Source organism: Rhizobium sp. SG2393 (genome assembly GCF_042610495.1).
Lineage (GTDB): Bacteria > Pseudomonadota > Alphaproteobacteria > Rhizobiales > Rhizobiaceae > RU20A.
In genome coordinates, this window is sequence record NZ_JBHGAP010000002.1 from 18,331 (window position 1) to 45,167 (window position 26,837).

General features: G+C 67.0%; 26 protein-coding genes. 15 read left to right on the forward strand and 11 right to left on the reverse strand.

Annotation, left to right across the window (positions count from 1 at the left end; all coding sequences use genetic code 11):
- Window positions 1–182 precede the first annotated feature (182 nt).
- From ACED18_RS08785 to ACED18_RS08795, 3 genes are all read right to left on the reverse strand, one after another.
- Window positions 183–965, reverse strand: coding sequence for an ATP-binding cassette domain-containing protein (locus ACED18_RS08785; protein ID WP_377291186.1), 783 nt, complete (start codon window positions 963–965; stop codon window positions 183–185).
- Complete coding sequence (locus ACED18_RS08790) at window positions 965–2,047, reverse strand: ABC transporter permease (protein WP_377291188.1); 1,083 nt, start codon at window positions 2,045–2,047, stop codon at window positions 965–967. Before ACED18_RS08790 ends, ACED18_RS08785 begins: the two co-directional genes overlap by 1 nt.
- Before the next feature lie 188 nt (window positions 2,048–2,235).
- Window positions 2,236–3,261 carry a sugar ABC transporter substrate-binding protein gene (locus ACED18_RS08795; RefSeq protein WP_377291190.1) on the reverse strand — a complete coding sequence of 342 codons (1,026 nt, stop codon included), beginning with the start codon at window positions 3,259–3,261 and terminating at the stop codon, window positions 2,236–2,238.
- 278 nt (window positions 3,262–3,539) lie between these two features.
- Here ACED18_RS08795 and ACED18_RS08800 point away from each other — a divergent pair, with 278 nt between their 5' ends.
- Window positions 3,540–4,769 carry an ROK family transcriptional regulator gene (locus ACED18_RS08800; protein WP_377291192.1) on the forward strand — a complete coding sequence of 410 codons (1,230 nt, stop codon included), beginning with the start codon at window positions 3,540–3,542 and terminating at the stop codon, window positions 4,767–4,769.
- Window positions 4,769–5,197: an RbsD/FucU family protein gene (locus ACED18_RS08805; RefSeq protein ID WP_377291194.1), complete on the forward strand. Its 429-nt coding sequence runs from the start codon at window positions 4,769–4,771 to the stop codon at window positions 5,195–5,197. Before ACED18_RS08800 ends, ACED18_RS08805 begins: the two co-directional genes overlap by 1 nt.
- 82 nt (window positions 5,198–5,279) lie before the next feature.
- On the opposite strand, the gene ACED18_RS08810 is transcribed toward ACED18_RS08805, so the two are convergent.
- The gene (locus ACED18_RS08810; RefSeq protein ID WP_377291197.1) at window positions 5,280–5,651 is read right to left on the reverse strand and encodes a DoxX family protein; all 372 of its coding nucleotides are present in this window, start codon (window positions 5,649–5,651) and stop codon (window positions 5,280–5,282) included.
- A gap of 274 nt (window positions 5,652–5,925) precedes the next feature.
- Between ACED18_RS08810 and ACED18_RS08815 the strand changes: the two genes are divergently transcribed.
- Both ACED18_RS08815 and ACED18_RS08820 read left to right on the forward strand, forming a co-directional pair.
- Window positions 5,926–6,633 (forward strand): Crp/Fnr family transcriptional regulator, encoded by a 708-nt coding sequence (locus ACED18_RS08815; protein WP_377291199.1) that lies wholly within the window; start codon window positions 5,926–5,928, stop codon window positions 6,631–6,633.
- A 65-nt stretch (window positions 6,634–6,698) separates the two neighbouring features.
- Window positions 6,699–8,600: a CHASE2 domain-containing protein gene (locus ACED18_RS08820; protein WP_377291201.1), complete on the forward strand. Its 1,902-nt coding sequence runs from the start codon at window positions 6,699–6,701 to the stop codon at window positions 8,598–8,600.
- A gap of 148 nt (window positions 8,601–8,748) precedes the next feature.
- Here ACED18_RS08820 and ACED18_RS08825 read toward each other — a convergent pair whose 3' ends face one another.
- Window positions 8,749–9,387: a FecR domain-containing protein gene (locus ACED18_RS08825; RefSeq protein ID WP_377291203.1), complete on the reverse strand. Its 639-nt coding sequence runs from the start codon at window positions 9,385–9,387 to the stop codon at window positions 8,749–8,751.
- Window positions 9,388–9,631: 244 nt separating this feature from the next.
- Between ACED18_RS08825 and ACED18_RS08830 the strand changes: the two genes are divergently transcribed.
- Complete coding sequence (locus tag ACED18_RS08830) at window positions 9,632–10,483, forward strand: tetratricopeptide repeat protein (RefSeq protein WP_377291205.1); 852 nt, start codon at window positions 9,632–9,634, stop codon at window positions 10,481–10,483.
- Between the two features lie 15 nt (window positions 10,484–10,498).
- Here ACED18_RS08830 and ACED18_RS08835 read toward each other — a convergent pair whose 3' ends face one another.
- Genes ACED18_RS08835 through pxpB form a run of 3 tightly spaced genes read right to left on the reverse strand, consistent with a single transcriptional unit; the run spans window position 10,499 to window position 13,220 of the window.
- Complete coding sequence (locus ACED18_RS08835; protein ID WP_377291207.1) at window positions 10,499–11,533, reverse strand: proline racemase family protein; 1,035 nt, start codon at window positions 11,531–11,533, stop codon at window positions 10,499–10,501.
- 47 nt (window positions 11,534–11,580) lie between these two features.
- A complete protein-coding gene (locus tag ACED18_RS08840; protein ID WP_377291209.1) occupies window positions 11,581–12,561 on the reverse strand; it encodes a biotin-dependent carboxyltransferase family protein in 981 nt (326 codons plus the stop codon).
- Window positions 12,558–13,220 carry a 5-oxoprolinase subunit PxpB gene (gene pxpB, locus ACED18_RS08845; protein ID WP_377291211.1) on the reverse strand — a complete coding sequence of 221 codons (663 nt, stop codon included), beginning with the start codon at window positions 13,218–13,220 and terminating at the stop codon, window positions 12,558–12,560. Before pxpB ends, ACED18_RS08840 begins: the two co-directional genes overlap by 4 nt.
- A gap of 104 nt (window positions 13,221–13,324) precedes the next feature.
- Between pxpB and ACED18_RS08850 the strand changes: the two genes are divergently transcribed.
- From ACED18_RS08850 to putA, 6 genes are all read left to right on the forward strand, one after another.
- Window positions 13,325–14,107 (forward strand): LamB/YcsF family protein, encoded by a 783-nt coding sequence (locus ACED18_RS08850; protein ID WP_377291213.1) that lies wholly within the window; start codon window positions 13,325–13,327, stop codon window positions 14,105–14,107.
- A 17-nt stretch (window positions 14,108–14,124) separates the two neighbouring features.
- Window positions 14,125–14,595 (forward strand): acetyl-CoA carboxylase biotin carboxyl carrier protein, encoded by a 471-nt coding sequence (gene accB, locus ACED18_RS08855; protein WP_377291215.1) that lies wholly within the window; start codon window positions 14,125–14,127, stop codon window positions 14,593–14,595.
- A gap of 7 nt (window positions 14,596–14,602) precedes the next feature.
- Window positions 14,603–15,034, forward strand: coding sequence for a hypothetical protein (locus tag ACED18_RS08860; RefSeq protein WP_377291217.1), 432 nt, complete (start codon window positions 14,603–14,605; stop codon window positions 15,032–15,034).
- Between the two features lie 57 nt (window positions 15,035–15,091).
- Complete coding sequence (locus ACED18_RS08865; protein WP_377291219.1) at window positions 15,092–15,901, forward strand: phosphodiesterase; 810 nt, start codon at window positions 15,092–15,094, stop codon at window positions 15,899–15,901.
- Window positions 15,898–16,239 carry a YkgJ family cysteine cluster protein gene (locus ACED18_RS08870; RefSeq protein ID WP_377291221.1) on the forward strand — a complete coding sequence of 114 codons (342 nt, stop codon included), beginning with the start codon at window positions 15,898–15,900 and terminating at the stop codon, window positions 16,237–16,239. Before ACED18_RS08865 ends, ACED18_RS08870 begins: the two co-directional genes overlap by 4 nt.
- Window positions 16,240–16,390: 151 nt before the next feature.
- Window positions 16,391–20,110, forward strand: a complete 3,720-nt coding sequence (putA, locus tag ACED18_RS08875; RefSeq protein WP_377291223.1) for a trifunctional transcriptional regulator/proline dehydrogenase/L-glutamate gamma-semialdehyde dehydrogenase — start codon at window positions 16,391–16,393, stop codon at window positions 20,108–20,110.
- 42 nt (window positions 20,111–20,152) lie between these two features.
- Here the strand turns inward: putA and ACED18_RS08880 are convergent, their stop codons facing one another.
- Both ACED18_RS08880 and ACED18_RS08885 read right to left on the reverse strand, forming a co-directional pair.
- Window positions 20,153–21,052, reverse strand: coding sequence for a ribokinase (locus ACED18_RS08880; protein ID WP_377291225.1), 900 nt, complete (start codon window positions 21,050–21,052; stop codon window positions 20,153–20,155).
- A 126-nt stretch (window positions 21,053–21,178) separates the two neighbouring features.
- Entirely contained in the window at window positions 21,179–22,366 is a 1,188-nt protein-coding gene (locus ACED18_RS08885) for a DNA recombination protein RmuC (RefSeq protein ID WP_377291227.1), read from the reverse strand.
- A gap of 142 nt (window positions 22,367–22,508) precedes the next feature.
- On the opposite strand from ACED18_RS08885, the gene def reads away from it, so the two are divergent.
- A complete protein-coding gene (gene def, locus ACED18_RS08890; protein WP_377291229.1) occupies window positions 22,509–23,033 on the forward strand; it encodes a peptide deformylase in 525 nt (174 codons plus the stop codon).
- Between the two features lie 41 nt (window positions 23,034–23,074).
- Here the strand turns inward: def and ACED18_RS08895 are convergent, their stop codons facing one another.
- Complete coding sequence (locus tag ACED18_RS08895; RefSeq protein WP_377291231.1) at window positions 23,075–23,869, reverse strand: hypothetical protein; 795 nt, start codon at window positions 23,867–23,869, stop codon at window positions 23,075–23,077.
- A 141-nt stretch (window positions 23,870–24,010) separates the two neighbouring features.
- On the opposite strand from ACED18_RS08895, the gene ACED18_RS08900 reads away from it, so the two are divergent.
- The 3 genes from ACED18_RS08900 to truA are packed head-to-tail and all read left to right on the forward strand — an operon-like array spanning window position 24,011 to window position 26,834.
- Window positions 24,011–25,075, forward strand: coding sequence for a helix-turn-helix domain-containing protein (locus ACED18_RS08900; RefSeq protein ID WP_377291233.1), 1,065 nt, complete (start codon window positions 24,011–24,013; stop codon window positions 25,073–25,075).
- Between the two features lie 23 nt (window positions 25,076–25,098).
- A complete protein-coding gene (fmt, locus tag ACED18_RS08905) occupies window positions 25,099–26,046 on the forward strand; it encodes a methionyl-tRNA formyltransferase (protein WP_377291235.1) in 948 nt (315 codons plus the stop codon).
- Entirely contained in the window at window positions 26,046–26,834 is a 789-nt protein-coding gene (gene truA, locus ACED18_RS08910; RefSeq protein ID WP_377291237.1) for a tRNA pseudouridine(38-40) synthase TruA, read from the forward strand. Before fmt ends, truA begins: the two co-directional genes overlap by 1 nt.
- The last annotated feature ends 3 nt before the right edge of the window (window positions 26,835–26,837 follow it).

The following is a 26,837-nucleotide window of genomic DNA, read 5'->3' on the forward strand; positions in this document are numbered from 1 at the left end:
CCGCCCCCTACGTCCGTCATCCTCGGGCTTGACCCGAGGATCCGCGCCTCAGCCGCAGCGGGTGCCGCATGGATGCTCGGGTCAAGCCCGAGCATGACGGAGAGTGAGGGGCAGCCGCAGCACATGCAGTTGTCGGTGAACACGGGCGACACCGCCGCCCGCGCTCCATTGCGTGTCTGGCCTCAGGCCGCCATCGCTTCGCGCGGCGGCTCCTTGGCGCCCGTCATGAAGGCCACTGCGTCGGACATGGTGTAGTCCTTCGGGTTGATGACGCAGAGGCGCTTGCCGAGACGGTGGATGTGGATGCGGTCGGCCACCTCGAACACATGCGGCATGTTGTGCGAGATGAGCACGATCGGCAGGCCGCGCGAGCGCACGTCCAGGATGAGTTCCAGAACGCGGCGGCTTTCCTTGACGCCAAGGGCTGCCGTCGGTTCGTCGAGGATGACGACCTTGGAGCCGAAGGCGGCGGCGCGGGCCACGGCCACGCCCTGGCGCTGGCCGCCCGAGAGCGTTTCCACCGCCTGGTTGATGTTCTGGATGGTCATCAGGCCCAGTTCGGAGAGCTTGTCGCGGGCAAACTTTTCCATCGCCGCACGGTCGAGCGAGCGGAAGACCGAGCCCATGATGCCGGGTTTGCGGATCTCGCGCCCCAGGAACATGTTGTCGGCGATGGAGAGCGCCGGCGACAGGGCGAGGTTCTGGTAGACCGTCTCGATGCCGGCCTTGCGGGCCTCGATCGGCGAGGAGAACTGCACCGGCTTGCCTTCCAGCCGGATCTCGCCTTCGTCGGGCCTGACTGCGCCCGAGATGGCCTTGATCAGGCTCGACTTGCCGGCACCGTTATCGCCGATGACGGCAAGGATTTCGCCCGGATAGAGGTCGAAATCGGCATTGTCGAGGGCGGTCACGCGGCCGTAGCGCTTGACCAGGTTGCGTGCCATGAGGATGGGTTCGCGGTTCATCAGCCTGCTACCTTTCTGATCCACTGGTCGATTGCGACGGCCGAGATGATGAGGACGCCGATGAGCAGGTAGGTCCACTGCGGATCGGTGCCGACGAGGCGCAGGCCGAGCGAGAAGACGCCGACGATCAGCGCGCCGAACAGCATGCCCATGATCGAGCCGCGACCGCCGAAGAGCGAGAGGCCGCCGATCACCACGGCGGTGATGGATTCGATGTTGGCGAACTGGCCGGCGGTGGGCGAGACCGAGCCGATGCGGCCGATGAGAACCCAGCCGGCGAGCGCGCAGATCAGGCCCGACAGCGTGTAGACGGCGACCAGCATCTTCTTGACGTTGACGCCTGCCAGTTCCGCCGCATCCGGGTCGTCGCCGACGGCATAGAGGTGGCGGCCCCAGGCGGTGCGGTTCAGCACGTACCAGAGCACGGCGACCAAAAGCACCATGACGACGACACCGTAGGTGAGGACGGCACCGCCGACACGCAGGCTTTCACCGAAGAACTGCAGGAGCGGCGCCTGGGCGGAGATATCCTGCGAGCGGATGGTCTCGTTGGCCGAATAGAGGAAGTTCGAGGCCAGAACGATCTGCCACATGCCGAGCGTGACGATGAAGGGCGGCAGCTTCATGCGGGCGACGAGCCAGCCGTTGATGAAGCCGCAGAGCGCGCCAACGCCGAGACCGCAGAGGATCGAGACCGGCGCGGGCAGGCCGTAGCGGAAGGTGAACTGCCCCATGATGACGGAGGAGAGCACCATGATGGCGCCGACCGAGAGGTCGATGCCCGCCGTCAGGATGACCAGCGTCTGGGCCGCGCCGACGATACCGACAATGGCGACCTGCTGGAGAATGAGGGTGAGCGTGAAGGCGGAGAAGAACTTCCCGCCGAGCACGATGCCGAAAACGATCAGCGACAGGATGAGCACGATCAACGGCACGGCAGCAGGGCTGGAGTGCAGGAAGTGCTGGAATTTCTGGAGAAGGGTCTTGTCGTTCGTATCGAAGGAAGCAACCTGCTTCGAGCTCTGCGACAGGACGTTTTCGTATTCAAGATGCGGCTTGGTTGCGGCTTGCGGCTCGCTCATGGCTGTTCCTCCCGACTGATCCCCATTGCGGGGCTTCGTGGCCAGAGACATCGCCGGGCGTCATGCCGGCGACGGGACCGGCTTCGTCAGTGGCGCATGTTTTGCGCGCCATGTCAAAGAGGCCGGCATTTATGCGAAGGGCGGCCGGGGCCGCCCTTCTTCATGTGATTGCTTGGAAGGATGGGGTATCAGCCCCAGCACTTGTCCTTGCCGACCTTGGTGTCGATCGACTCGACGCCGGAAACCGGCTTGTCGGTGACGAGCGAGACGCCGGTGTCGAAGAAGTCCTTGCCTTCCGTCGCCTTCGGCTTTTCGCCGGTGTCGGCGAACTTCTTGATGGCCTCGACGCCGAGGGCAGCCATGGCCAGCGGGTACTGCTGCGAGGTGGCGCCAATCACGCCATCGGCAACGTTCTGCACGCCCGGGCAACCGCCGTCGACGGACACGATCAGCACGTCCTTCTCACGGCCAACGGCCTTCAGCGCTTCGTAAGCGCCGGCAGCAGCCGGTTCGTTGATGGTGTGAACGACGTTGATGGTCGGATCCTTCTGGAGAAGGTTTTCCATGGCCGTGCGGCCGCCTTCTTCGTTGCCGTTGGTGATGTCGTGGCCGACGATGCGCGGATCATCCTCGTCGCCGATCTTGTTCGGGTCCTTGGGGTCGATGCCAAAGCCGATCATGAAGCCCTGGTCGCGCATGACATCGACGGAGGGCTGCGAGGGGGTCAGGTCGAGGAAGGCAACGCGGGCATCCTTGGCGGCATCGCCGAGGGTTGCGGCAGCCCACTGGCCGATCAGCTTGCCGGCGAGCAGGTTGTCGGTGGCGAACGTCATGTCGGCAGCCGAAACCGGCTCCAGGGGGGTGTCGAGCGCGATGACGAGCAGGCCGGCGTCGCGAGCCTTCTGGACCGAGGGAACGATGCCCTTGGTGTCGGAAGCGGCGATCAGGATACCCTTGGCGCCGTCGGCGATGCAGGTTTCGATGGCAGCGACCTGGCTTTCGCTATCGCCATCGACCTTACCGGCATAGGCCTTCAGGTTCACGCCGAGTTCCTTGGCCTTTGCCGTCGCGCCTTCCTTCATCTTGACGAAGAAGGGGTTCGTGTCGGTCTTGGTGATGAGGCAGGCCGAAACGTCGGCAGCAGCAGCCGGCGAAGCGAATGCGACGCCAAGCGCCAGCGCGCCGAGAGCGGCGGAAACAACAGTCTTCTTCATGTAATCCTCCCAAAGGACAAAAGGGGATGGCGCTTTCCAAGCGCTGCATCCGGTCCTGCCTGCGGGTCAGCCTATCTCCTCGGCCCCACCAGGCATTTCCGGGGCAAAAGGAAACATCAAAAAACAGCGCTGTCAATAAATAAATCGAATTGAATTATTAATTAGATGTGCCATTCTGCGGAAAAGCTGAGCGGAAGCCGCCACAGAAGCAGGCAAGTCGCTGAAAGATGAGGCATCCGCGGATCATCTTAGATACGACGGCGGTCGGGAGGAACAGAATGGGGGAGGCAGCGGAGACCGTTCCCGCGTCGGCGGCCGATATCGTCCTGACCGGCGGCGGCTCGAACCAGATGCGCGTGCGCGCCTATAACGAGCGTCTCGTCATGTCGCTCGTCCGGCGCCACGGAGAGCTTTCCAAGGCACAGATTGCCCGGCTCAGCGGCCTTTCGGCCCAGACCGTTTCCGTCATCATGCGGGCGCTGGAGCAGGACGGGTTGCTGGTGCGCGGCGAACCGCAGCGCGGCAAGGTGGGGCAGCCGTCCACGCCGATGCGCCTCAATCCGGACGCCGTCTTCGCCTTCGGCCTGAAGATCGGCCGGCGCAGCGCTACATTGGCGCTCATGGATTTTGTCGGCACCATCCGCTACCAGGAGCACCGGATCTATCCCTATCCGATGCCCGAGCAGATCATGGATTTCGTCACGGACGGCATTGCCTCGATCGAGGCGCGCATGCTGCCGGACGAGCGTGGCCGGATTGCCGGGGTCGGCATCGCCGCTCCGTTCGAACTCTGGAACTGGGCAGCGGAGGTGGGTGCGCCGCAGGCGGAGATGGATCGATGGCGCGACGTCGATCTCGGCCGTGATCTCGAGGCGCGCCTGCCCTACCCCGTCTTCCTGCAGAATGACGCGACGAGCGCCTGCGCGGCCGAACTCGTCTTCGGGCATGGCGCGCGCTATCCGGATTTCATCTACTTTTTCATCGGCTCCTTCATCGGCGGCGGCGTGGTGCTGAACTCGGCGCTCTATTCCGGCCGCACCGGCACGGCGGGCTCCGTCGGCTCCCTGCCAGTGCAGGGCCGCGACGGGCGAGCGGTGCAGCTTCTCAAGATCGCCTCGGTCTTCGTGCTCGAAAACGAGCTGAAGGCGGCCGGCATCGACCCGCGGCCGCTGTGGTATTCCTCGGATGGATGGATCGATTTCGGCGATCCGCTGGCGCGCTGGATCGATGATTGCGCAGCAGCGCTCGCGCAGGCGATCGTCGCCTCCGTCTCGATCATCGATTTCGGCGCGGCGATCATCGATGGCGGCTTTCCGGCCTGGGTCTGCGACAGGATTGTCGCGGCAACCCAGAAGGCCCTCGACGATCTCGATCTCCAGGGCGTGCCCCTGCCCGAAATCGTTGCGGGACAGGTGGGCAACCAGGCCCGCGCCATCGGCGGGGCCAGCCTTCCACTGTTTTCGCGCTATCTTCTCGACACCAACGTTCTCTTCAAGGAGCTTGCCTGATGCTCAAGGGTATCAATCCCATTCTCAGCCCCGAGCTTTTGGCGACGCTGCGCGCCATGGGCCACGGCGACGAAATCGCTCTCGTCGACGGAAACTATCCCGGGCAGGAACATGCCCGCCGCCTGATCCGCATGGATGGCCACGGGCTCATTGCCGTGCTCGATGCCGTGCTCAGCGTCATGCCGATCGATGATTTCGTGCCGGAAGCGATCTTCCGCGCCACGGTGAAAGGCGATCCCGACCTGATCGACCCCGTTCATGCCGACATCATCGAAACCTGCGCGCGCCACGAGCCGAACCAGAAGGTCGTGCCCCTCGTCGGGCCAGACTTCTACAATCGCGTGCGGGCCGCCCACACGATCATCCAGACCAGCGAGCCGCGCCTTTACGGCAATGTGATCCTGAAGAAGGGCGTGATCTATCCCTGATCCGTCGCGTTTTGAGAGATCCGGAATGCGAAGAGGCCCGCCGAGCGATCGGCGGGCCTCTTCGCTTGGGAGGCGAAGGAAATTACGCGCGGCGGGCGTCGATGGAGAAGGCGCCGGGGCCGAAGGCGGAGATCATCAGGAAACCGCCGGCCAGGCCAAAGTTCTTGAAGAAGCTGATCTGGTCGAAGGGGGAGAAGTGAGCGATGAACGCGGTGGCAATGCAGAACAGCGCGAGGACGGCCGCGACCGGACGGGCAAACAGGCCGGCGAGAATGGCGAGGCCACCGAGAAGCTCAACGGCAACGACGAGGGCCGTGGTGACGGTCGGAACCGGCAGGCCGATGCTGGCGAAATAGCCGACCGTATCGCCGAAGCCGGTCAGCTTGCCGTAGCCGGCGAGAATGAAGAGAAGCGAGAGCAGCACGCGGGCTGCAAGGGCGAGGATGTTCTGCATCGGTTGGGTCCTTCAAACCTGCGGAAATTGTCGATGCGCAACTTTTAACAGAAAGTATCGGCAGCAATAGCCGGCTCGGGCGCGACAGATCGTTCAGCAAAAGTGAACGAAAGACCAGTTCTGTCAAACCTCCCGCCAGCGGCCTTCTCTGGTGCGGACGTCGTCTCGAAGGACCCGCAGCCGTCTTTTCGGTTGCAAGCCCGCAGTGGCTGGGCAAAAACTGGCGCATGCCGGCTTTGACGGCGGGGGCACGAGGACGTCGGGGGACGGAACCATGAGCGAAGTCAACAGGAGCCCGGCTTTCTGGCGGTCCTTTCCGATCTTCGAGGAGTTCGACAAGGACACGATCGCCGCCGTCGCGGAGATGGCAAGCTATCGCAAGTGGACGGCCGGCACGGTGATCTTCCAGCGCGGCGATGACGGCGCCTACATGATCGTCGTCGTCTCCGGCCGCATCAAGCTGTCGCTCATCACCCGGCAGGGCAAGGAACTGTCGCTGCGCCACCTCGAGGCCGGCACGATCCTCGGTGAAATGGCGATCCTCGACGGCCAGCCGCGCTCTGCCGATGCCACCGCGACGACGGCGACGGAAGGCTATGTGATCACCAAGCGGGAATTTCTCGACCTGATCACGGCGCGCCCGCAAACCGCAGAGGCCGTCATCCGCTACCTTTGCACGCGCCTGCGCGAGACCACCGAGCAGATGGAGACGATCGCGCTTTACGATCTCGATTCGCGCGTCGCCCGCTTCTTCCTCACCACGCTCCGGCAGATCCATGGCGAGGAGTTGCCCGCCAGCGCCAATCTGCAGCTGGCGCTCAGCCAGTCGGAGATCGCCGGCGTGCTCGGCGCCAGCCGCCCGAAGGTCAACCGCGCGATCCAGGCGCTGGAAGAGGCCGGCGCCATCGACCGCAGCGAAGGCGGCATCATCAGCTGCCATATCGGCCGGCTGCTTCGGCTGGCGGAGCCGGAGGAGGCGTGAGCATGACGCCCGGCTTGCGGCATGGCTTACAGGCGCCTTTCGCCTTGGGCAGTCGGTAACGACGCATGGCCGCCCATCCCCTCCAGACACCCGACAAGAAGCGCAGGCGACGCTTTCGGCTGCCGCGCCCGGCCCTGCTCGCTGGCCTTGCGGCAAGCCTTGCCATCGCTGCCCTCATCGCCTCGCCCATGTCCGACATGCTGGAGCGCCCGCGCGAGGCCTTTTACGACGCTCTGCTCGGGCTGATCGAGGCGCCCGCCGCGCCCGATATCGTGGTGGTCGACATCGACCGAAAGGCGATCCAGTCACTGGCGGATCAGGACTGGAACCGCGCCGACAGTGCCGATCTGCTTGCCCGGATCGCCGCACTGAAGCCGAAGGCGACGGCGCTCGATTTCGTCTTCAGCAGCGGCTGTATCGCTCCGGATTCCAGCAATGGCGCGCTTGGCGATGCGATCGCGGCGGCACCGACGGTGCTGGGGTTCCTGATTTCCGAAACGGTGCGGGAGACCCCGCGCCCCGTGCCGCCGCTCGCCGTGCGCAAGCCGCTCAGCGTGCCGGATCTCTGGTTCATCGACGGGGCGGAGACCTCCTGCGGGCCGCTGATGGAGCGTTCGCGCGCCGCGGCCTCGGCCTTTCTCGTCGGCGACGAGGATGCCCGCATCCGCCGCGTGCAACCCTTTGCCGTGCTCGGGCAATCCGCCTATCCGACGCTCGGCCTGGAAGCTGCCCGGCAGGTGACGGGCGGCACGCCCATTCTCGGCGGACAGCCGCTTTGGCTCAGGTTGAACCGGCAGGTGATCGATCTCGACGCGGATGGCAGCCTGCGGTTTGCGCCCGGCCATGTTGCTGCGCTCGCCGCCCGCACCATCTCGGCCGGCGACGTGCTGTCAGGAACGGTCGATGCGGCGCGGATCGCCGGCAAGCTCGTTTTCGTCGGCAGCAGCCTGCCACATCTGGGGGGCCTGCGGCCCACGGCCTCCATGCCGCTCGAACCCTCCGTGCAGATCCATGCCGACATCGCCAATGCGCTCCTGACCGGCTTCGTGCCGCGCCACCTGCCCTGGCAGACCGGGGCGGAGAGTCTCGGCGCCCTCGTGCTCGGCCTCCTCATGACCTTTGCGGCGCTGCGCCTGCGGCCGCTGACGGCGGCGGCGCTTGGCTTCGGCGGGCTTCTTGCGGTGGCCGGCGGGGCGGCGGCCACCTATGCGGCGAGCGCCGTGCTGATCGATGCCGTCGGCCTGGCACTCGCCGTGGCGCTGCCGCTGGTGCTGACCGGCACGCTGCATTTTGCCCGCGTGCGCCGGCAGGAGGCGAAGGCGCGCTCGAAATTCTCGCAATATCTGCCGAGCTCGGTCGTCAACCGCTTAATGGACGAGGCGGGCGATGGCGGGATCGTCGGCGAGGAACGCGAGGTGACAGCCTTCTTCACCGATATCGAGGGCTTCTCGACGCTTGCCCAGCGGCACGGGCCGCGCGAACTGATCGCCCTGCTCGACATCTACTTCGCCGAGGTGACGGCGATCGTCTCCGCCCATGGCGGCATGGTGGACAAGATCGTCGGCGATGCCGTGCATGCGCTGTTCAATGCGCCGGAAGACCTTGCCGACCATGTGCAGCACGCCCTCGACTGCGCAGCCGAGGTGGAGCGGGTGACGCATGCCATGCGCAGCCGCCCGGAGTTTGCCGCCCGCGGCTTCGGCCGCACGCGCATCGGCATCGAGACGGGCATGGCGGTGCTGGGCGAGGTCGGGGCCGGCGGCAAGCTCGACTATACCGCGCATGGCGATGCCGTGAACCTTGCCGCCCGCCTGCAGGATGCCAACAAGTTTCTCGGGACATCCGTCTGCATCGGCCCGGTCGCGGCCGCCCGCTCAGGCCGACCGCTCGTCTCGCTCGGCCGCCACGAGATCCGCGGCTTCGGCGAGATGGAGCTTTTCACGAACCGGCCGCCGGTGGCTTCCTGACCTGGCTGGCAAAAAGCGCCCATTTCCCCCGTCATGGTCGGGCTTGATCCGACCATCCATAAGCCGCTGATATAAAATGGAAAATGGATTCTCGGGTCAAGCCCGAGAATGACATTGTGGGAAAGCGGCCGCCTCTGGCACCCCGAGGTCATTCCAGCCCGACGCGGCGATAGACTTCCTTGATGCGGGCAGCACCCCACTTCACCACCGTATCAGGAGCGGCACCGGGCCGCGAAATCTGCACCCCCTGCCCCGCGCCGACCAGCTTCGTCACGCCACCGCCGGTGACGGCCACCTGCCCATGCTCGACGAAGACGGCAAAGGCGCCGCGATTGGGGCCAGCGAAGAACTTCGTGCCGCGCACGCCGATCTGGCCGAAGGCGGTGCGCAGCGCGAGATCGATCTTCGGCAGGCCTTCAGGACGGTCGAAGACCATCTGGCCCGTGCCGAGTTCCAGCGTGCCGCCCTGCCCCGCGATGAAGGTGTCGATGAAAAGCTCGGTTTCCGGCCCCAGCAGGATGCGGGTGTCGGAGCCGAGTTCGAGATCGGCGAAGCTCGCGACGCCGGTCTTCACATTGTCCTGGTCGAGAATGTTGGCGCCCGGCTTCAGCCCCTCGACCAGCGTATCCTGCCGGCGATCGACGCGGCCGCGGATGGCGCTGGCCTTGCCGACCACATCGGTGGCGCGCGACGAGGTGGTGACGAGACCCGACGCGCCGAGCGCCAGTCCGCCGAGAAGATGGCGCCGGGTCAGCCAGCCGGCGCGCGGATCGATCTTTGTCTGCATGTCCCTGTCCCCATTGGTTTAACCGCCCACGCGGCGCGCCCTTCATCCCGTTTGCAAGTCTTCGGACCTGTGCAAGTTGGCCCATTCTGCCGGACGCGACCCATCATGGCATGCCGGTCGGGGGCCGTTCCAGCCCCTTCTGCACTGCACCTGTTCTACTCCCGGTCGCGCGTCGCCCCTGTCACCGGCGGTACAGCGCCGCACTCCTCATGGCTCTAAGACGGACGAAACCGAGGAGGCCATGATGACCAGCCCGAAAATGTTTGCTCAATCGTCCCTGATCGCCGCTGCCTGCACCGCGCTTGCGCTTCTTGCGAGCTCACTGCCCTCTCTTGCGTCTGATACGTCGCTTTCGCCGGCCGCGCGCTGCGACCGTGCGGCCGGCAGCGTCTATGACACCACCCGCAACACGGCCTTCGATCCGGTCGAGACCGAAGAGATCGTCATCGGCGTGGCTCTCTCGGCCTGCCGCGAGGCCTATCGCCACGAGCGGTCGCCGCGCATCACCTTCCAGCTGGCCCGCGCCCTGCACCGGGCGGGCGACACGGGCAAGGCCATGGTGCTCCTGGAAGAGGCCGCGCAGGCCGGCCATGCGCTGGCCATGGTCAATTACGGCGTGCTGATCAGCGAGCGTGGCCATGCGAGCGAAGCGGTCGCGCTCTACCGCACGGCGGCGGAGGCCGGCAACGTGCTCGCGCTCTACAATCTCGGCGTCGCCTATCGCGACGGCGCGGGGGTCAGCGCCGACGGCGCCGAGGCGCGTCGCTGGTTCGAGCGGGCCGCCGCAGCCGGCGACGAGATCGCCGCCTTCAACATTGGCGCCATGCTGGACGAGGGCGTGCAGCTCGGCGAAAACGACGTGGAGGCCGCACGCTACTACCGCGTGGCTGTCGATGGCGGCAGCATCGACGCGATGATCAATCTCGCCCTGATGCTGGAGCATGGCGAAGGCGTCGCCCGCGACATTCCCGCCGCGCTCGACCTCTACCGCAAGGCTGCCGAGCGCGGCGACGAACAGGCCAGAGCCCGCTACGAGGCGCTGACCACGCCTGTTCCGGCCGAGACCGCAGAGGCCGGAACCGCCGCCATCAACTAACGGCCGTTTCCCCGCTCAGCGGATACGGCCGGCTTCCGGCCCCCAGGTGTCCGTCATGGCGAAGCCTTCGGCGAGCGGATCGAAGGGATCGAGCGAGACCTGGTGCAGGCCGAAGGTCCAGCCGCGGCCGGTGATGGTGGGGATGATGGCCGTGCGGCCCGCCACCGTCGTTTCGGCAGACAGCCCGACCTCGAACTGCGAGCCGATGATGGAGCGCGACAGGAAGCTGTCGCCGACCTTGGCCTTGCCGCGGGCATGCAGCACGGCGAGGTTGGCGGAGTTGCCGGTGCCGCAGGGCGAGCGGTCGATGCGGCCCGGCCACATGGTGGTGGCGGTGCGCACCGTGCCATCGGGCTCGACATCGCGGAACATGACGTAGGCGACGCCGCGGATCTCCGGAATTTCCGGATGAACGACCGGGATCTGTTTGTTGATCAGATCCTTCAGCACCATGCCGGCATCGACCAGCTTGCGGGCATTGGCCTTCTCGATGGTCGTGCCGATCTGCGCGACATCCACCAGCGCGTAGAAGATGCCGCCATAGCTGATGTCGAAACGGATGCGGCCCCAGTCGGGCGTTTCGATCTCGGCATCCAGCTGCTCCACGAAGCAGGGCACCATGGTGAGCTTCACCTTTTCGCAGCGGCCGTCCCGGCAGGTCGCGGTGGCTTTCACGAGGCCGGCGGCCGTGTCGAGCACCACGACGGTTTCCGGCTCCTTCATCTCCACGATGCCGCTTTCGAGCAGCGCTGTCGTCACGCAGATGGAGTTGGAACCGGAAGACGCATGGGCCTGGTCGGCCTGCAGGATGACGAAGCCCCAGTCCGCCTCGGGACGTTTTGCCGGCAGAAGAAGGTTGACCGACCCCAGCACGGAGGCGCGCGGCTCCAGGCAGAGGAAGCGGCGCAGGCTGTCGTCCTTCGTATTGATGTAGTCGAGTTGCTCGGCAATCGTGTTGCCGGGGATCTTCGGCACGCCGCCGAGCGCGACCTTGCCGATCTCGCCTTCGCAATGCACGTCGAGAAGCTGGATGGTGCGTTTCCACCGCATGGGTCTTGTCCTTCATATGCGGGCGGACGGCCGCCCTGTCTGTTCCGTCAAAGCAAGGTTAGGGCGCGGCCGATCCGCTCGAGCCCATCGCGTTCGGCCTTCAGCGCCGCGATCGCCGCGTCGCGTTCCACCACCTCGAAGCGCAGGCGCGTGCCGACCGGCGCCTGGGCCAGACGCCAGAGATCGGCCTCGATGATCGTCGCGATCTTCGGATAGCCGCCGCAGGTATTGGCTTCTGCAAGCTGGATGATCGGCTGGCCGCCGGGCGGCACCTGCACCACGCCGGGCATGATGCCATGGGAAAAGAGCTCGATCGGTCTTGCCGGCTTCAGCTCCGGGCCGGAGAGGCGATAGCCCATGCGGTTGGCGTCCGGCGTCACGGTCCAGTCGGCCTCGACCAGCGCCTGGCGCTCCGCCGGGCCAAAGGCCTCGTATTCGGCGGCCGGCAGCACGCGCAGGCGCAGCGGCGCGCCGGTGGCGGGCCAGAAGCCGCGCAAGGGCACGGGGTCGATGCCGAAACCCTCGGCAAGCCTTCGGCCGATCGGCGGCGCCTCGCCAAGTGGGAGACGGTCGCCGCGCAGCAGCCCGCGCCCTTCGAGGCCGCCGAAGCCGCTTTTCAGGTCCGTGGCGCGGGCGCCGATCACGACGGGAACGTCGATGCCGCCGGCGAGCGCCAGCAGGGCGCGCGCGCCGCGCCGGGGGATGCCGATGGTCAGCGTTTCGCCGGCTTGCGCCACAGCTGCCCACCAGCTCGGCAGAACGCGGTCCGCCAGCTTCACCTCGCAATCGGCGCCCGTCACGGCAAAGGCGGTCGGCGCGTGGAAGCGGAGGCGGAACGGAAAGAGCGCAATCTCGATGCCGGCCGCATCGCCGGCATTGCCGAGCATGCGGTTGGCGAGGGTGAGCGCGGGGCGGTCCATGGTGCCGCCGCGACCGATGCCGGCATCGAGATAGCCGGGGCGGCCGTGGTCCTGCACGCTGTTCAGCGCGCCGGTGGAGAGGATTTCGATGTCGCGGCGTTGCGTCATCGCGTCAGGCTCCGTGCCACGAAACGGATGCGGTCGCCCGGCCGGCAGAGCACCGGCACCTCGGCGGCGGGGTTGAAGAGCACGCTGTCGGTGTGGCCGAGGATGTGCCATCCCGTCGGCGCCGTCACCGGCATGATGCCGGCCTGCGCCCCGCCGATCATCACCGAGCCGACCGCGGCGCGCATGCGCGGCACGGCCCGGCGGGGCGTTGCGAGCGTCGGATCGAGACCGGAGAGATAGACGAAGCCCGGCATGGCGCCGACGGCGGCGACGGAATAGCTGGGCGCGGTATGGCGGCGCACGACCTCCTCGACGTCGAGGCCGAGGCGGGCGGCAAAATCCGGCAGATCCTCCCCGCCAGCCCCGCCGTAATCCACGGCGATTTCGATCACGCGCCCTTCGATCCTTGCCGTTTCGCCGACGCTCCAACGGTCTAGCAGCGCCTGCTCCACGGTCTCGGGGGCGATCGCCAGGGGATCGAAGACGACCATCAGATTGTTCATGCCCGGCACGGCTTCGCTGACGCCATCCAGCGCCTTAACGCCCGCTGCCAGCGACCAGATGCGGGCCTGCAGAGCGTCGGAAAACACCGCGCCAGCCACATCGAAGAGCACCGCGCCGGCGCCTTCCATGCTCAGTCTCGGCGGGTTTTCGCTCACGCGGCTTGCCTTTCCATCGCATGCGTCTGTGATATATCGGCGTGCCTAGCGCATTTATCATGGCAGCGACAAGAGGCGTTCGGCGCAGGCGAGAGAGGATCACCATGACCGGCAGCACAGGGCTCAGCGTCGATCTCAATTCCGATATGGGCGAGGCCTTCGGCGCCTATCGCATGGGCGACGATGCCGCCATGCTCTCCATCGTCAGCTCCGCCAACATCGCCTGCGGCTTCCATGGCGGCGACCCGGACGTGATGGCCGCGACTTTCACGCTCGCCCGCGAGCGCGGTGTCGATGTCGGCGCGCATCCGGGCTTTGCCGATCTCTGGGGCTTCGGGCGGCGCAACATTCCCCATACGCCGGCTGAAATCGAACGGCTCGTGGCCTACCAGATCGGCGCTGCGCAGGCGATGGCGACCTATGCCGGCCACCGCATCACGCATGTGAAGGCGCATGGCGCGCTCGGCAATCTCACCCAGCAGAATGCCGAGGTCGCCATGGCCGTCAACCGCGCCATCAAGGCCGTCGATCCCTCCCTCATCTGCCTCGTCATCGCGCTCGGCCACCAGCAGCGGCAGGCGGGCGAGATGGGGCTGACGACGGCGTCGGAAATCTTTGCCGACCGTGCCTATACGGACGAGGGCTTCCTGGTCGATCGGCGGCTGGAGGGGGCGGTGATCCATGACGCCGCCAAGGCGGCCGAGCGCGTGGTGCGCATGGTCAAGGCCGGCGCGATCGAGACGATCACCGGCCGCAGCCTTCCGACACCGATCGATTCCATCTGCGTGCACAGCGATACGCCGGAAGCCGTTGCCATTGCACGCGGGGTGCGCGAGGGTCTGGAAGCGGCCGGCATCGCGATCCGCGGTTTCCGCAGCAAGGCATAGGCATCAAGGACGCGAACATGGCGATCGACATCACCCTCATCGAACAGCTCATGCGGCTTCTGGAAGCCTCCGCCGTGCACGAGCTGGAGCTTTCCGAGGATGGCAGCCGCATCCGGCTGTCCAAGGGCGCGAGCCTGCTTGCGCCCACCCCCGCCGCGACACCGGCGGTGAACCCGCCGCAGACCGTTGCCGCGCCGGTCGCGGCTGCGACGCCTGTCTCTTCCCCCGCCCCGGCAGCCGGTCCGGAGCATGTGGTCCGCGCCGGCCTTTCCGGCACCTTCTACCGCGCGCCGCTGCCCGGCGAGGCACCCTTCGTGCAGATCGGCAGCCGGATCGCGGAGGGCGGCAAGCTCGCGATCATCGAGGCGATGAAGATGATGAACCCGGTGGAGGCCGAGGTAGACGGCGTGGTGCGCACGATCCATGTCGAGGACGGCGCGCCGGTCGAGCCCGGCACCGCGCTCTTCACGCTCTCCCTTTCCGCCTGAGGCCGCGATGCGCATCGAACCCGACACCATCGCCCGTCTTGCCGATCTGATGCAGCGTCATGGCATCGCCACGCTCGACTACGATCTCGGCGGCACCGCGCTCTCGCTGCGCATGGCGCCTGGCGCGGCACCTTCCGGGGCGGCGACGACCGCCACCTCTTCCCAGGCTTCGTCCAGCGCCGCGCAAGCGCCCGCCGCCGGTGCCACCCGTACCATCACCTCGCCGCATGTCGGCTTCTTCCGGTTCACCCATCCGGCAACCGCGCCAACGCCATCCCTGCCGCGTGTCATAAAGGCGGGCGAGATTGTCGGCTATGTGGAAGCGCTCGGCCTCGTGCACGCCATCACGGCCGGGGCGGACGGCACGCTGGCAAGGGCGCGCGTGGCGGAAGGAGAACCGGTCGGCTACGGAACGGTGCTCTTCGACATCGCTGACTGACACGGCGCGGCAGAGAAAGACACAGGGAACGGGACAGACAGGACCATACCGGGCACCATGAGCAAGATCATTATTTTCACCGACCTTCACATGCTGCCCGAAGGCGGCCGCATCATCGGGCTCGATCCCTTCCAGCGCCTGAAGGCCGGCATCGACCATGTGAACGCCTACCATGCCGATGCCGATCGCGTGGTCATCACCGGTGACCTCGCCCATCATGGCGACGCGGAATCCTATCGCCGGCTGAAGTCGCTCATCGACACCTTCATCCCGCCCGTTGCCATTACGATCGGCAATCACGATCGCCGCGAGGCCTTCCTCGAGACCTTCAGGGATGTGCCGACCGATCCGAACGGCTTCGTGCAGCAGGTGGTGGACCTGCCGGATTGCCGGCTGGTGTTGCTCGACACGCTCTTCGCGCCGCCCTATGATTATCCGGAGAGCCACAAGGGTCTTCTCTGCGAAAAGCGGCTGGACTGGCTGGACAGCGTGCTCTCCGATACGGGCGGTCGCCCGGCCCTGCTCTTCATGCATCACCCGCCGCATGCGACAGGCTTCTCCGGCATGGACGCCATCCGCCTGATCAACGAGGACGACTTCTACGCCCGCATCCGCAGGCATGGTGCGACGGTGCGGCATATCTTTGCCGGGCACGTGCACCGCACCATCAGTGGCTCCTGCCGCGGGGTTCCCTTCTCCGTCTTCAAGAGCCCGATGCACCAGCAGCCCATGCCCTTCAACACAGACGATACCTCGCTCTCCGTCGATGAGCCCGCCGCCTACGGCATCGCACTCGTCACCGCCGATGGCCTGCTCGTGCATACCGAGGACTACGAAATCGCCAGCCGCAATGCGGTGGTCGCGTGAGCGACCTTCTGACAGCCGGCGACCCTGCCGCCTTCGACTGCCAGAGCTGCGGAGCCTGCTGCGCCTATTCCGAGGACTGGCCGCGCTTCTCACTGGAAACGGACGAGGAACTGGACCGCATTCCCGAAGCGCTCGTCGCCGAGGATCTCGGCGGCATGCGCTGTCCGGACAATCGCTGTGCCGCGCTTTCCGGCGAGATCGGCAAGCATGTGGCCTGCACGATCTACGAGATTCGCCCGATCGTCTGCCGCACCTGCATGCCGGGCGATCCGGAATGCCTGATGGCGCGGGAAACCCTGCCGAAGGCGGCGGATATCTTGGATGATCCGGCCGTGTGATCGCGCTTCCGCATCAATCGCGGTTTTAGCGCGCATGATCCGTACGGTTCACGGCAAAACGGCGAAATCACCGGATGGAGATTCGGCGCGTTCTTTTTTATGATCCGCCCATGACAGCAGGCCCGTCCAGGGGCCCTTTGGGGGATCGTTCATGAACAGCCTTTCCAACCCGTCCGTCGATTTCCCCGCAGAAGCGCCTGCCGCCACCAGCCAGCGCCCCTTCGCCGCGTTTGCCCCGCCGGTCAGCCAGCCGACGCCGCTGCGCGCCGCCATCACGGCTGCCTATCGCCGGCCGGAGACCGAATGCCTGCCGCCGCTGGTGGAGGCCGCACGCCTGCCGGACGAGACGCGCGCCAGGGCTGCCGAAACCGCCCGCACGCTGATCACGGCCCTGCGCGCCAAGCACAAGGGTGCGGGCGTCGAAGGTCTGGTGCATGAATATTCGCTCTCCAGCCAGGAGGGCGTGGCGCTGATGTGCCTGGCAGAAGCGCTGCTGCGCATTCCCGACACGGCGACGCGCGACGCGCTGATCCGCGACAAGATCTCCGATGGCGACTGGCGCTCGCATGTGGGCGGCGACCGCTCGCTCTTCGTCAATGCCGCCACCTGGGGCCTCGTCGTTACCGGCAAGCTGACCGCCACCGTCAACGACCGCAGCCTTTCGGCTGCGCTGACCCGCCTCATCGCGCGCGCCGGCGAGCCGGTGATCCGCCGTGGCGTTGATATGGCGATGCGCATGATGGGTGAGCAGTTCGTGACCGGCGAGACGATCGGCGAGGCGCTGAAGCGCGCCCGCCCGCTGGAGGAACGCGGCTTCCGCTACTCCTACGACATGCTGGGCGAAGCGGCGACCACGGCCGCCGACGCCACCCGCTATTACGCCGATTACGAGCAGGCCATCCACGCCATCGGCAAGGCGGCGGCCGGGCGCGGCATCTACAACGGTCCCGGCATTTCCATCAAGCTCTCGGCGCTGCATCCGCGCTACAGCCGGGCGCAGGCCGCCCGCGTGCTGTCCGAACTGCTGCCGCGCGTGAAGGCGCTCTGTGTCATCGCCAAGGGTTACGACATCGGCCTCAACATCGACGCGGAAGAAGCCGACCGTCTCGAGATCTCACTGGACCTTCTCGAAGCGCTGCGCCTCGATCCGGACCTTTCCGGCTGGGATGGTCTCGGCTTCGTGGTGCAGGCCTATGGCAAGCGCTGCCCGTTCGTCCTCGACTACATCATCGATCTTGCCCGCCGCGCCCGGCACCGCATCATGGTGCGCCTCGTCAAGGGCGCCTACTGGGATGCGGAGATCAAGCGCGCCCAGGTGGAAGGCCTCGACGGCTTCCCGGTCTTCACGCGCAAGATCTACACGGACGTCTCCTACCTTGCCTGCGCCCGCAAACTCCTAGCAGCGCGCGATGTGGTCTTCCCGCAGTTTGCCACCCACAATGCCCAGACGCTCGCCACCATCCACGCCATGGCGGGGCCGGACTTCAGCGTCGGCCAGTACGAATTCCAGTGCCTGCACGGCATGGGCGAGCCGCTTTATGACGAGGTGGTCGGGCCTGAGAAGCTGGATCGTCCCTGCCGCATCTATGCGCCCGTCGGCACGCATGAGACGCTGCTGGCCTATCTCGTGCGCCGTCTTCTCGAAAACGGCGCCAATTCCTCCTTCGTCAACCGGATCGCCGACCCCAAGGTCTCGATCGACGAGCTGGTGGCCGATCCCGTCGAGATCGTCGCATCGATGCCTGTCGTCGGCGTCAAGCACCGCAAGATCGCGCTGCCGGCGGCGCTCTTCGGCGAGGAGCGGAAGAATTCGGCCGGGCTCGACCTTTCGAACGAAAACGTGATCGGTCAGCTTTCGCAAACGCTTGCGGCCTCCGCCGAGCGCCGCTACGACGCCGGCCCTCTGCTGGCAAGCGGAGCGGATACCGGTTCCAGCCGCCCTGTCCTCAATCCCGGTGATCTTCGCGACGTGGTTGGCTCCGTCCGCGAAGCGGGTGAGGCCGAGGCGGCCCGCGCCGTCACGGATGCCGCCGCCCATGCGGCTGGCTGGGCATCCGTGACGGTCGCCGAGCGTGCCGCCATGCTGGAGCGTGCCGCCGACACCATGGAGGCCAGGATCGGCAGCCTGATGGGCCTCATCATGCGCGAGGCCGGCAAATCCGCCGCCAATGCCATTGCCGAGGTGCGGGAAGCCGTCGATTTCCTGCGCTATTACGCCGTGCAGGCCCGGCGGACGCTGACGGCAAACCATGCGCCGATCGGCCCGGTCGTCTGCATCAGCCCGTGGAACTTTCCGCTGGCGATCTTCACCGGACAGGTGGCGGCGGCGCTGGTTGCCGGCAATCCGGTACTTGCCAAGCCCGCCGAGGAGACGCCGCTGATCGCAGCCGAAGCCGTCGCGCTGCTGCATGCGGCCGGCGTGCCCTTGAGCGCGCTGCAATATGTGCCGGGAGACGGGCGGATCGGCGCTGCGCTGGTCAGCGCTCCGGAAACGGCAGGCGTCATGTTCACGGGCTCGACGGAAGTCGCCCGCCTCATCCAGGCGCAGCTCGCCGACCGGCTTTCGGCCGAGGGCAAGCCCCTGCCGCTGATTGCCGAAACCGGCGGCCAGAACGCCATGATCGTCGATTCCTCGGCACTGGCCGAACAGGTGGTCGGCGACGTGATCGCGTCGGCCTTCGACAGCGCCGGCCAGCGCTGCTCGGCGCTGCGCGTGCTCTGCCTGCAGGAAGACGTGGCCGAGCGCGTGCTGACCATGCTCAAGGGTGCGCTGAAGGAACTGTCAATCGGCGCCACGGACCGGCTTTCAACCGATATCGGCCCGGTCATCACGGTCGAAGCCAAGGGCATCATCGAGCGCCATGTGGAGGCCATGCGGGCCCGTGGCCGCAAGGTGGAGCAGATCGCGCCCGGCGCTGACGCCGCCCACGGCACCTTCGTCGCCCCCACCATCATCGAGATCGACAGCCTGCGCGATCTGGAGCGCGAGGTGTTCGGCCCTGTGCTGCACGTGCTGCGCTATCGCCGCGAGGACATGGACCGGCTGATCGACGACATCAACGCCACCGGCTACGGCCTGACGGGGGGCCTGCACACGCGCCTCGACGAGACGATCGAGCATGTGATGGCCCGCGCCAAGGTCGGCAATCTCTACATCAACCGCAACATCATCGGCGCGGTCGTCGGCGTGCAGCCCTTCGGCGGGCGCGGGCTTTCCGGCACCGGGCCGAAGGCGGGCGGGCCGCTCTATCTCGGCCGCCTCGTCTCGGGCGCGCCGATCGAGCCGCCGGCCGCCTCGCACCACACCGACCCGGCGGTGGAGCCGCTGGCCCGCTGGATGGAGGGGCGCGGCGCCTATACCTCGGCGGAGACGGCGCGCGACGACGGCTCCATCTCCGCACTCGGCCTGTCCCTGGATCTGCCGGGGCCGGTCGGCGAGACCAACACCTACCATCTGCACCCGCGCGGACGCATCCTGCTGAAGCCGGAAACGAAGGTCGGGCTCTACCGCCAGCTTTCGGCCGTCATCGCCACGGGCAACACGGCCGTGGTTGACCTGCCGGCCGACCTCGCCGGTGCGCTGGACGGGCTGCCGCCGATCGTTGCCGCGCGCGTCTCGGCGGAAGCCGACTGGGCGAAGGCTGCGCCCTTTGCCGGCGCGCTGATCGAGGGCGACGGCGAGCGGGTGCGTGCCGCCGCCAAGGCGATCGCCGCGCTTCCCGGTCCGCTGACGCTGGTGCAGGCCGCGACCGGCGAGGCGGTGCTGCGCAACCCGGATGCCTATTGCCTGCACTGGCTGCTGGAAGAAGTCTCGATCAGCGTCAACACGGCAGCGGCCGGCGGCAATGCCAGCCTGATGACGATCGGCTGACAAAGGGAAGGCCGGGCGCGTCCGGTGGCTGGCTGACCGGCTTCAGGCGCGTTCGGCCACATCGGCCGCCCACGGAATGGCCGGCTGGGCGCCGGGCTTCAGGCAGGCAAGCGAGCCGGCAACGGCGGCGCGGCGCAGCGCCGCCTCGAAATCCATGCCGGCATCGAGGGACGCGGCGAGATAGCCGCAGAAGGTGTCACCGGCACCGACGGTATCGACCGGCTCGATCACGAGACCCTTTGCCCGGCGAACGATACCGTCCCGGATGGCGATGACGCCGTCCGCGCCGAGCGTGACGATCAGCGTCTGGCCGGTTTCGCCGTGCAGCTTGCGCATCTCGGCTTCCCGGCGCTCGGCGTCCATGCCCTCAACACCGGCGAGACGCTCGAACTCGGTCTCGTTTGCCACAACGATATCGGCAAGGCGGCCGAGGCGGGCCGCATCGGATGTCAGCGGGGCGATGTTGATGACGGAGCGCACGCCCTTTTCGCGGGCGGCGGCGATGGCCGCCTCGACGCTTGCCGCCGGAATTTCGAGTTGCAGCATCAGCGTGTCGCCGGCCTCCATCGCGGCCACGGCGGCACGGGCGTCATCGACGCTCACAGTGCCGTTGGCGCTGGCGACGACGACGATGACGTTCTCGCCATCACCGCCGACAAGGATATGGGCGGTGCCGGTCGGGAGATCGGATGTCCTGACGGCTGAGAGATCGGCACCGGCTTCACGCATCAGCGCCAGCGCCGGCTCGGCGAAATTGTCGGAGCCGACGGCACCGGCCATGCGCACCGCGGCACCGGCCCGGCGGGCAGCCAGCGCCTGATTGGCGCCCTTGCCGCCGGCGGCCGTAGAAAAGCCGGAACCGGCAACCGTCTCGCCCGGCTTCGGCAGGCGCTCGGTGGTGGCGATAAGGTCCATGTTGATGGAGCCGAAGACGGTGATCATGGGTGCTGGGTCCTGCCGTTCGTGTCGAACACGGGACAGATCCCGCCGTGCCCATGCCTCCGAAGGAGAGCCGGACGCCGGCCGCGATCGCCTCCCGTGCAATCGGCCGGACACTGCCCGAGAGGATCAGTCCTCGTCAACCACCCGCAACCGGAGCGCCCCGAGCCGGCTTTCGACGGGTTGGGCTGCATCACTCGAAGGCTTCGCTGGCGCGGCATCGGAGGCCAGCTCCAACGCCTCGATCCGGTCGCCACGCCGTTTGAGCTTTTCGGTGGAGGTGACGATCTCCTCGACATCGCGCTGGGTCAGGGCGAAGTGACCGCGCAGTTTCTGGACACGCTCGTCGAGGCGCGCGAGATCCGCCATCAGGTGGCGCACCTCACCCTGGATCAGATGCGCCTCTTCCCGCAGCCGCTGGTCGCGCAGGATCGACTGGATCAGCTGGATCGACAGCATCATCAGCGAGGGCGAGACGATGACGATGCGCTGGTGCTGGGCGCGCTCCACCACCTGCTCGAAACGTTCGTGGATATCGGCGAAGATCGCTTCGGAAGGCACGAAGAGGAAGGCGGTATCCTGCGTTTCGCCCGGCAGCAGATATTTCTGGGCGATATCGCGGATATGCACCTCCACATCGCGGCGAAAGCGCTGGGCGGCAATGCGGGCGGCCTCGGGGTCGCTCGCCGCGCGAAAACTGTTCCACGCTTCCAGCGGAAACTTCGCGTCGATGACCAGCGGCGGCTGGCCGTTCGGCATGCGGATGGCGCAGTCCGGCCGCGCGCCATTCGAGAGCGTTGCCTGGAAGGCATAGGCACCGCTCGGCAGGCCATCGGCGACGATCGCTTCCATGCGCGCCTGCCCGAAGGCACCGCGCGTCTGCTTGTTGGCGAGAATGGCCTGCAGGCCCGCCATGTCTTTCGCCAGCGTCTGGATATTGGCCTGGGCCGTATCGATCACCGCCAGCCGCTCCTGCAGGCGGCGCAGATTGTCATGCGTGGCGCGGGTCTGTTCGCCGAGTGTCGCGCCGATCCGGTCGCTCATGCAATCGAGCCGTTCGCCGATCGCCCGGTTCATCTCCGCCTGCCGCGTGCCGAAGACATCGGCGAGCGCGGCGATCCGCCCCTGCATCTCCGCCTGCGTCGCCAGCAGCACAGCCAGGCGCTCGTCATCCGCACCCTCCCCGCGACGCGCAAGCCGCCAGACGACGAGGAGAACCACGGCGAGCGGCAGGACAACGGCAAGCAGGAGCCCGGCGCTGACCGGCTGGCCGGCGATGACGAAAAGCGGCGCATGAAGCGAAAGGGACTGTTCCATAAGCGGAGCCTAGCAGATCCCGTGGCAGGATCCAGATCAAAACGTGAACATACTGATGAAACCGCGCGGCCTGCCGGTCGGGCCCGCAAATTTTGCCGTGAGGCGAATTCCATCCGCAAAAAAGATGAGCTATGGGAGCGCCATGACCATCAAGCCGATCATCATCCTGCCCGATCCCCTGCTGAAGCAGGTGTCCGAACCCGTCGCCACCGTGGACGATGCGGTGCGCAAGCTTGCCGACGACATGCTGGAAACCATGTATGATGCACCCGGCATCGGCCTTGCGGCCATCCAGATCGGCGTGCCGCGCCGGCTCCTGGTCATCGACGTCTCCAAGGAGGGCGAGGAGAAGCAGCCGCTGGTGGTGATCAACCCGACGATCCTCAAATCGTCGGATGAGCGATCCGTGTACGAGGAAGGCTGCCTCTCGATTCCGGACTACTACGCCGAGGTCGAGCGCCCCGCCACGCTCACCGTCGAATTCGTCAATCGCGACGGCAAGATGCAGACCATCGATGCCGACGGCCTGCTCGCCACCTGCCTGCAGCACGAGATCGACCACCTCAACGGCACGCTCTTCATCGACCACATCTCGAAACTGAAGCGCGACATGGTGATCCGCAAGTTCACCAAGGCCTCCAAGACTCGCGGCACCAAGGCGATCTGAGGACGTCCTCGTCCTTCTGCGCCCTTACAGGGCTTGCCCCGTCACCGGATCGTCGCGTGAACCATGTCGCCGCGGATTTCGACGGCGGGCTTGGCGCCCGGGGTATTGGGCAGTTTGCTGTCGATGTAAGAGGCGGTCGCTTCCACGAGGTAGGCGATGGCGGTGCCCGGCGGGAAGGTGAGGCCGGCCTCCATCATCGCGCCCATCAGCCGGATCGTCTCGTTGTTGCGCACCGTATCGAAGGCGATGCGGGCGCGCAGCGCGGCGCCGGAAAGCGAGATGAGGTCGGCATGGCCATCGACGCGGACATCGCCCGCATCGGAACGGATGTCGAGGCTGGAGAAATCGCCGGCGAGCGTGATGGCCGCGGCCTTCTGGTCAATCATGACGGCGGCCTCGGGGCGGACATTGGCCGACAGCGTCAGCGTGCAATCGTCCAGGCCGAAGTCGTAAGGCGCTCGGCCGGTATCGACGTCCAGCGTGCCGGCATTGACGACAAGGCTGGCGCCGGGCGTGCAGTCATGGGCGAACCAGGCCGAACGCCAGGCCGCGCCCCAGCCGGAACGCTCGCCCGTCAGGCGCGCCTCGAAGGGTCTGGACGGGTCGGCGGTGATCGTGATGCGGCTTGCCGCACCCTTGACGGCGATGCGTTCGACCGCAGTGGTGTCGAGGGGGCCGGCGGCGAGCGTCTTGCGAGTGAAGAGGCCATTGCCGGCATCGAGCAGGATGATGGCGAGCACGATGCCGGCGGGAATGGTGAAGGCCTTGCGCTTCAGCAGGCGACGGAGGAAGGACGGCCGGGGCGCGGCGTGGGGCTTCGGATCGGGGTCGGTCATGGCAGTGCCTTTCAGGCTCGGTTGAACACCGCTTCCTTTTCCCGCCACACCGAAAAACCGGCGACCTCGAACGTGTTTCAGGTCGCGCCGGATCGCGATAAAGGTCAGACCACGCCTGATGCCTGATGAAAGACCTGCCGCGTGCTGTTGATCCCCCTCCCCTTCGTCATTGTGGTGCTGCTCTTCGTCTTTGCCGTGCGGCTGGTGCGCGGGGCGGCCGAACGGGGTGACGATGCGACCACCTTTCTGCTGCTCTACGGCGTCTATGGCCTGCAATCGCTGCTCGTCGGCGCGCGCTGGGGCTATGGCATGACAGAGCTTCTGCCGCTGATGGCGGTGGTCGGCACCGCGGTGCCGCCGCTCGCCTATATCGCCTTCCGCGGGCTGGCGAACGGTCGCGGGCGACCCGGCCTTTCCGACTGGCCGCATCTTGGCTTTCCGTTTGCCGTCATCCTGCTCCTGCTGTTCTGGCGCGATGGCGTGGGGCTGCTGATCATCATCGAATTCGCCGCCTATGGCGCGGCTGTCCTTCTCTTGGCGCGCGGCGGACCGGACCGGCTGGCGACGGCCCGCCTCGACGGCGTCGGCCCCTCGCACCGCGCCATGACCGTCACCGGTTGGACGCTGGTCGCCTCGGCGCTGTCGGACATCGTCATCAACATCGACTTCGCCGTCTCGGGCGGGCGCTACAGCGGGCTTGTCGTCTCCACGGGCACGACGATCGGCCTTGCGCTCTTCTCGCTCGCCGCCGCCTTTGCCGATCCCGGCGGGCAGGAGCGCACGGAAACGGCACTGGCGGAACCGGAAGATGAGACGCCCGAGCAGGCGGGCGGCGATGCCAGCAGCGAGGACACGGCCATTGCCGCCGAGGTGGACCGGCTGATGCGCGAGACAGAGCTTTACCGCGACGTGGATCTCAACCTCATGCGGCTTGCCCGGCGGCTAAAGCGGCCGGCCCGCGCGGTCTCGCAGGCCATCAACCGCGTCCACGGCGTCTCCGTATCCGGCTATGTGAACGGGCTGCGCGTGCGGCAAGCGCAGCGGCTCCTTTCCGAAACCGACATGGCGGTGACTCAGGTCGCCTTCGAGGCCGGCTTCATGACCAAGTCCAACTTCAACCGGGAATTCCTGCGCGGCACCGGCATGAGCCCCAGCGCCTACAGACGCGAGAAAAAAGGCTTGATCTCAGGGGCGGAAGGGGTTTGAACGGGGCAAACACGGGATTGCCGATGCCGCTCAAGATCATTTTCATGGGAACGCCTGCCTTTTCGGTGCCGACGCTGGCGGCTCTGAAGGAAGCGGGGCACGAGATCGTCGCCTGCTATTCGCAGCCGCCGCGTCCGGCCGGACGGCGGGGGCTGGAGACGGTGAAGTCACCGGTGCATCAGGCCGCCGAGCTCCTGGGCATCCCCGTTCTCACACCGCTCAATTTCCGCGCCGAGGAAGACCGCGCCACCTTCCGCGCCTTCGATGCGGATGTGGCGGTCGTCGTTGCCTACGGGCTCTTGCTGCCGGAAGCGATCCTCTCCGGCACGCGGCTCGGCTGCTACAACGGCCATGCCTCGCTCCTGCCGCGCTGGCGGGGCGCGGCACCCCTGCAACGGGCGATCATGGCCGGCGATGCCGAGACGGGCATGATGATCATGAAGATGGACAAGGGACTGGACACCGGCCCCGTGGCGCTGACCGAGCGCGTGACGATTGCCCCGGACATGACGGGCGGCGAGCTGCACGACAGGATGATGCAGGTGGGCGGGCGGCTGATGCGCGAGGCGATGGGACGGCTCGACGCCAACGACCTGCCGCTGACGCCGCAGGCCGAAGAGGGTGTCGTCTACGCCCAGAAGATATCGAAGGCCGAAACCGAGATCGATTTCAGCCAGCCGGCCGAAACCGTTCACAACCATATTCGCGGGCTTGCCCCCTTCCCTGGCGCCTGGCTCGAGGCCGTGATCGGCGGCAAGCCGGAGCGCATCAAGGTGCTGGGCTCGACGCTCGGCGAGGGCAGCGGTGCGCCGGGCACCGTCGTTTCCGAGAAGCTTGACATTGCCTGCGGCAGCGGCGCGGTGCGGCTGACGCGGTTGCAGAAGGCGGGCGGCAAGGCGCTGGCGGCGGAGGACTTCCTGCGCGGCACCGCCCTTCCCGTCGGCACGCTCATCGCGCGGTCGGCCGGCTGATGGCGCGTTTCAAGCTCACCGTAGAATATGACGGCACCCGTTTCGTCGGCTGGCAGCGGCAGGACAATGGCCGCTCCGTGCAGGGCGCGCTGGAGGCGGCCGTTCTGGCGGCATCCCAGGAGACCGTCTCGATCCGCGGCGCGGGGCGCACCGATAGCGGCGTGCATGCGCGCGGCCAGGTTGCCCATGTCGATCTCGTCAGGCCGTGGTCGGCCTTCAAGCTCGCCAATGCGCTGAATGCGCATCTCAGGCTTGCCGGCGATGCCGTCTCGGTGCTGGAGGCCGAAGCGGTGCCGGACAGTTTCGACGCCCGCTTCTCCGCCATCCGCCGGCATTATCTCTACCGTATCCTCTGCCGGCGCGGGCAGCCGGCGCTGGAGGCCAACCGCGTCTGGTGGGTGGCCAAACCGCTCGATGCGGCGGCGATGCAGGCCGCGGCCGACCGGCTCGTCGGCCGGCACGATTTCACAACCTTCCGCTCTGCCCACTGCCAGGCAACGAGCCCGGTGCGCACGCTGGACCTTCTCTCCGTGACGGTAGCGGGCGAGGAAATCCATATTCGCGCCAGCGCGCAGAGCTTCCTGCACAACCAGATCCGGTCGCTCGCCGGCACGTTGAAGCTGGTGGGCGAAGGGCGCTGGACGCCTGACGACGTCGAGCGCGCGCTGAAGGCCGCGGACCGCAAGGCCTGCGGGCCGGTCGCGCCGCCGGAAGGTCTCTATTTCATGCAGGTGGACTACCGCGATGCGGATGCGCCGCAGGAAACCGCCGAAGACGATGCCGAGTAGCGC